We start from the raw sequence: 6,359 nt of genomic DNA on the forward strand, positions 1-6,359 counted from the left end.
TTATTGAATACCAGGCTCGCTTTGAATGTAATGGAGAGCGGGGGGGTAAAAAATAAAAGTAGGTGAAATAGTTGAGGAATGATTTTGTCTACTTTTAAAAAATTGGGGGCAGTCATTTTTGAGCAAAAAGAGAAGTGAATTTAGCAGGTAAATCACACAGCTTATCGCCAGGAAGTCATCCATTTGATAGAAAATCAGGTGTAAGTATACCCGAGGGCGAAAAAACGGCTCACAGGGGCTAATAGGGGCTAAATCAGGCGAATTAAAAAAGCATGAATGTTAGAGAGTTTCATGCTTTTTTCTGTTTGGTCGCATTTTAAATGCTCGTGCTATATTAATATATAGCAGGGGAAATTTTCCCTTAGCATTAAAAAAGGCGTTAAACCTGATCCGTTTAACACCTAATAATGGATATGAGATAGCTAGTCCCATATTCTTAACGATAGAGTTTTGCTAACATCTATTTACATTATAGCCGATTTTGGTTTTAAGTAAAAAGTTTGCAGCAAAGCCAAAAAGGATTAGCTACTCTGAGTCAAGTTTCGGAAGGTGGCAAGAGCTATGCTAACAACAAATGCCAGTTTGGCAATCACTATGGTAGTTTTACCAGTAATTGCGCACGTACTGTGCAAAATGATTGATCGGTATTTTTTTAATGAAAAGTAGCAAATAAGCTGGTATGAAGCAATTGGTCTAATTGTGAAATTACCAGGTAATGAAAAAAGGGAAGGCTGTTAAATCAGTCTTCCCTTTTGCTATACGGCTTCAAATTCACAAACATTTTTTTGCTGCAGTTTGAAGCCTTGTAGCACTAAGTTTCGTAGCAACTTCGCTTAATGTACATTATGTTAAGTTGCTTTGGTATATATGGAATTATTTTGCTTTGGTATAAATTAAGGACAGATAAATGTAATAAATTTGTTTATAGTTATGCTTCATTAATGGCTGCATTTTTATTAGTAGAATAGGCTACCCCGACTATTGTTGCTAAAATAATTAAACAAGTTATACATAATAGTGTTAATGCGATAGTAATGCCGAAAGAAGCAGTAATTGTAGTAAAAATAGTTGTCATAACTGGCGCAGTCACTATTAAAATTGTGTTAAGCATTCCCATAGTTGATGACAAAATGTTTTGGTCGACTGCTTCAACAAGCCACTGTGTTAATTTAGGACTAGCCGTACCAATAAATATTGCAAGGCTTGCCATGATAGGCAGACAAATGAAAATATTTTTAATGAGCATTGTACCAATAACTGCGATACTTAAAGCTGTTGAAATAATTGCAATAGTGAATAATGACATGTTCTTGAATAATTTTGTGCCTACAATGCTACCAAGTGCCATACCAGCAGTCATTACAGCTCCTATTAGGGCAATCGTAAAACTGTATGTTCCAATGACCATAGAGGACTTATTACCAGCGATTACGATTGAAATTAAAGGTTCAATTGATCCTAAAACTCCATTTAATAAAGCAATTACTAGAACGACTGATAACAATCCCTTTGCTTTTTTTACTTGTTTGAATGACAAAGCAATTGTTTTAAAGAATCCTTTTTCATTAACTGAAGTAGTTGCTTCTTGGGGACGAGTCTTGTAATAATTACGGCCGACGCTGGCAAAAAGGGCACCTGCCGCTAGAAATGTTAAGGCATTGAAGATTGCTAAGCTGGAATAAGACATGAAAAGTAATAAACCAGAACCAATGAATTGTGCAATCATATTGATAATACCGTTGATCCCACTAACAAATCCTTCAGCTTCAGCAACTTCATCATTTCCGACAATGTTAACAATTAGAGGCGTTTGAAGGCCACCAGAGTATGAGCCAGCAATATCCGATACTAAGTTAATGCCAATAACAGTTAAAACTAGGTTCCAGCCAGCAAATCCACTAGCGAAAAGTAATCCGACGATTAGATAGAGTCCAAAGCGTATAGCAGCTAACCAAACCATTAGCTTGAATTTGTTTTTTGTACGATCAGCTAAATATCCACTAAAAACTTGAAAAATTTGAGGTACTGATTCTGAAATTGAAATCAATGAAATAGCCAAGGCGTAATTTCTTAATTTACTTGCATAAGTAATAAGTGCTAAGTAAAACAAAATATTGCCTGCACCAGATAAAAAACTGGCGATTGTAAATTTTCTATAATCCTTGTTCTTTATAAAAATGTCCATAATTTTATAACTCCTAAATTAAATATTTTATATATTAAGTTATAACGTGGTTATAATAAGGAATATCAAAAATGTCGTATTTGAATGTTAAACGCCAAATTCGAAAGAAATTAAGGAGGGTCACTAATGACAATAGGACAATTGCTAAAGCAATATCGAATTGAGAGTTTGAAAACTCAAAAAGAATGGGCTGGTGATACGATTAGTACATCATATTATTCAAAAGTTGAAAAAGATCAGCATAGAATTACAGCTGAGGATTTGATTGCATTACTGCGTGCTAATAACATTAAATTGTGGGAATTTTTTGGCAAGCTTAGTCAAGAAGATAAGGTAAAATATGACGAAAACAGAGATATTGGCGAGGCAATTAATGAAGCGTTTTATCATAATGATAAGGATCAGCTTAAGGATATTAAAAATGTCATTGCAAATAGCGAAATAGCTGATAAAGAAGATCAGTTGCTATTTATAGATGCACTTATAGCTTTAGTTGGTAATCACGTAGAAGATCTTGATGAAAAAGAACGAAGTAAGTTGAAAGAAAAGATTTTTAATATTTCTAATTTTGACGAAAATAAATTAGATTTGTATTGTAACTTGATGCCATTTTATGATCTCGATAGCAACTTGTTAATAAGTCGGCGAGTGATCACGCAATTTTGCCATTCTGGGAGTTCGAATGTTCAAGAAACAATATTAGGAATAGAGATAAACGTGTTATTTATGTGTATTGAGAAAGGTAGATATAAAGAAACAAAATTCTTTATTCAGGCAGCTGATCAAATTAGTACTAAACCGAACTTGTTTTTTTATAAAAACTGCATTTTTATACTTAAAAATATAGTGAATTATCACTATGAAAGAAAGGATGAGTATTTAAATAAAGCTCGAATGGCAATTGATCATATTAGTTCGTTAGGCATGCCGGAGTACAGCAAAGACATGAAAGGTATTCTAGATAAATATGGGAAAAATTAAAAAAAGTCGTATTTGATATTTAAAATTCAAATACGACTTTTTTATTATTTTCTGTTAAATCGAAAATATACTTAAGCTACAAAGTTTAAAACAGAAGGAGATGAAGTACATCAACTTTTGACTGAATCGTTATCATTCACATCTAGGTAACAAGTAATTGGAAATAAAATGAAGAAAGGAGATAAAAATATGAATACATCAACTTTTGGTTGGGTTGTTATCATTCACAGCTAAGTAATAAGTAATTGGAAATAAAATAAAGAAAGGAGATAAAAATATGAATACATCAACCTTTGGTTGGGTCGTTATCATTCACAGCTAAGTAACAAGTAATTAGAAATAAAATGAAGAAAGGAGATAAAAACATGAATACATCAACTTTTGGTTGGGTCGTTATCATTCACAGCTAAGTAACAAGGATGAAAAAAAACGACGAAAAATCAAACATCAGGTAATTACAGATGGAGTGCTGATAAAATTTAAAATCAACACTTTATAAAATAATATAATTAAAAACGTTAGAAAGGAGAAATCAATATGACTAAAAAGATGACTAAAAATCCACTTAGAATTGGCCCACCATGGTTTTTTTAAATTTAACTTTATTTGGAAAAGAACTAATTTATTGTAAGAAACGACGAAAAATCAGACATCAGGTAATTACAGATTAGAGTGCTGATAAAATTTAAAATCAACACTTTATAAAATAATATAATTAAAAAACGTTAGAAAGGAGAAATCAATATGACTAAAAAGATGACTAAAAATCCATTTAGAATTGGCCCACCATGGTTTTTTTAAATATAATTTTATTTGGAAAAGAACTAATTTACTACAAAAAAACACACGAAAGTAAATTATCGTGTGATAACCAATAGTATTAAAAACATTGCCGTGCGTGGCAATGTTTTATTTGTTATATGCTAAATAGAGTATAACACTTTCAAGATAGTTTTGACCACCATGATTTTTTACGGATTAGTATTAAGTGGTGTACTCCTTTTTTTGCTTAATTCATGTGTGGATATGATACTGATAATAATTGCATTTTTTTACTTTTTCCGATTTATTTAATGCTAATATAATGCCAAATGGTTAACAAATACTAGACATTAATGTAAATAGGAGATAGCAAACACATGAGTAATATTACAGCCAAAGAGCTAGTTAATGAGTTAGGCTTAAGTAGAGCAAGGCTATACCAAATAATAGCAAAACTAGACGATAATAAAAAACCTAAAAAGAGTGCTTTAGGACAGTATATTTTCGATGATCAAGCAGTTAAAAATATTAAACAATACTACGCAGAAATTTCTGTCAAGCATAATACAAATAGTGCTAAACATATAGATAGTAAAATGATTAACACTATTTTGTCTAGCCTAAACAGTCGAACAGATGAGCTTGAAAATCAAATTAAACAATTAACGGAAAAAATAAATATTAAAGAGCAACAGATACAAAAACTTGTTATTGAAAAAGAAAATTTAAGACAAAGTAAAGATAAGCAAATAGCACAATTAGCTGAAAAATCTAACCAACAAATAAGTGAACTACATAAGCTATTAGATCAGCAACAGCAATTAAATTTGACCACTAACGAACAGAATAAAAGATTATTAGAGCAACCAGTGGTTAAAAAACATTGGTGGCAATAAAAATAATTTTCAACATTTAAATTTATTAATTTAAAATTTTTTGAAAGAATTCAATGAATTTATGTTAATATTAATCTATTAACGCAAATAAAAATACCCTGATACCTAGTAAATAACAAAGTATCAGGGCATGAAAAAAACTAATCTTCTAGCACTTTGACACGGTCTAAAGATTAGCTTCATCAACTGAATTAAGTATAACAAAAATACTTAAAAATTCAAGAGATGAAGTTAAAAAGACCTGCGAGTTAAAAGATTAGCCCGGAGGTCTTTTCCGTTATCAAGCGAACCAACAGGACAAAGTTGAAAAAAGGGACAGGTTTAATAGAGCCATCTCAAGTAATAAATCTATTTCCGAAAGCACGTAACGAATGCAGTGGGGCAAGTGGCGGTGACGACCAGCAGTTAAGCGAACCAGGTCAGGGCGGTACAGACGACTACTGTCTGGTCAGAATTACTCATGCGTAAGGCGAGCAGGCAGCAGTGGAACATACGGCAGTAGCAAGGACAGAACATAGTACGAGGTACTATTGGCTGGGGTTAGCATATGGCGTTGCCCAGACCTTCAGATCATATTTTGGAGCGACAAAAAACAACGGCTCGGCTACTGTGCAGGGCGTTTTTTAGCTTAAATGTATGCTGGTCTTTGTGACCAGATTAGTAACCAACGATCGACAAAGCGGTTAGTTAGATAGTTTCTTCTCCTTATTGCAAGGGGAAATTACCTAACTAACCGCTTTGCGGTTATGTTAGTTACCTTATGGGGCCAGTGTGCCCACTGCCAGGAGCAGTATTTGGCAGTTTAGTTTATTCAGCTGACTTTGTTTTAGGTTTAGGTAGAGCAACTGGTGTAGTAGATTTTGGCTCAGCAGTCTTTCATGGTTTAGTTGAAGGTTAGGGTGTTGAGTAGTGTTTTAGTTTTGCTTGTGAGAGACTGACCTGGTTTTTTGTGGCCGTTTATTTGCTTGGAAAAAGTTGTTTTTTTATTTGTATGTTGGAACTTCACAAACTTTTAGGAAAGAGCATAAGGGAAACTGCTATCACTTACTTAACGTAAGGTGATAGCTTGGCGGTGCCAAGCGTTTTCTAACAGCGGCTGCCTGCTAGCACTTTTTTTGCGAAATATCCCATTGTGGGTGTGTTGTGAATACTGGTGTAGAGCTAAAAACTCCATCTGGGTTTGTGAAAGGGATCTGATAGTCCCAAAATGGGATTGTCATAAACCTTGATAGAGCAACATTCTCCTAAGGGTAAAGATCGTATCAAAAACCGTATTTTGGTTTTATTGAATACCAGGCTCGCTTTGAATGTAATGGAGAGCGGGGGGGTAAAAAATAAAAGTAGGTGAAATAGTTGAGGAATGATTTTGTCTACTTTTAAAAAATTGGGGGCAGTCATTTTTGAGCAAAAAGAGAAGTGAATTTAGCAGGTAAATCACACAGCTTATCGCCAGGAAGTCATCCATTTGATAGAAAATCAGGTGTAAGTATACCCGAGGGCGAAAAAACGGCTCACAGGGGCTAATAGGGGCTAAA

5 protein-coding genes are annotated in these 6,359 nt (G+C 33.4%); 4 read left to right on the top strand and 1 reads right to left on the bottom strand.

What is annotated here, in order from left to right; all coding sequences use genetic code 11:
- Positions 1-928 precede the first annotated feature (928 nt).
- Positions 929-2,185 (bottom strand): MFS transporter, encoded by a 1,257-nt coding sequence (locus LDX54_RS09625; protein WP_110446862.1) that lies wholly within the window; start codon positions 2,183-2,185, stop codon positions 929-931.
- Between the two features lie 126 nt (positions 2,186-2,311).
- On the opposite strand from LDX54_RS09625, the gene LDX54_RS09630 reads away from it, so the two are divergent.
- The 4 genes from LDX54_RS09630 (at position 2,312) to LDX54_RS09645 (ending at position 5,722) form a co-directional block, all read left to right on the top strand.
- Entirely contained in the window at positions 2,312-3,166 is an 855-nt protein-coding gene (locus LDX54_RS09630; RefSeq protein WP_110446863.1) for an Rgg/GadR/MutR family transcriptional regulator, read from the top strand.
- A 1,139-nt stretch (positions 3,167-4,305) separates the two neighbouring features.
- On the top strand, positions 4,306-4,824 hold the full coding sequence (locus LDX54_RS09635) for a DUF536 domain-containing protein (RefSeq protein WP_110446864.1): 519 nt from the start codon (positions 4,306-4,308) through the stop codon (positions 4,822-4,824).
- Positions 4,825-5,307: 483 nt separating this feature from the next.
- A complete protein-coding gene (locus tag LDX54_RS09640) occupies positions 5,308-5,451 on the top strand; it encodes a hypothetical protein (protein ID WP_158593833.1) in 144 nt (47 codons plus the stop codon).
- Positions 5,452-5,593: 142 nt separating this feature from the next.
- The gene (locus LDX54_RS09645; RefSeq protein ID WP_255409552.1) at positions 5,594-5,722 is read left to right on the top strand and encodes a hypothetical protein; all 129 of its coding nucleotides are present in this window, start codon (positions 5,594-5,596) and stop codon (positions 5,720-5,722) included.
- The last annotated feature ends 637 nt before the right edge of the window (positions 5,723-6,359 follow it).

It is taken from the genome of Lactobacillus sp. IBH004 (genome assembly GCF_026185255.2).
Lineage (GTDB): Bacteria > Bacillota > Bacilli > Lactobacillales > Lactobacillaceae > Lactobacillus > Lactobacillus melliventris.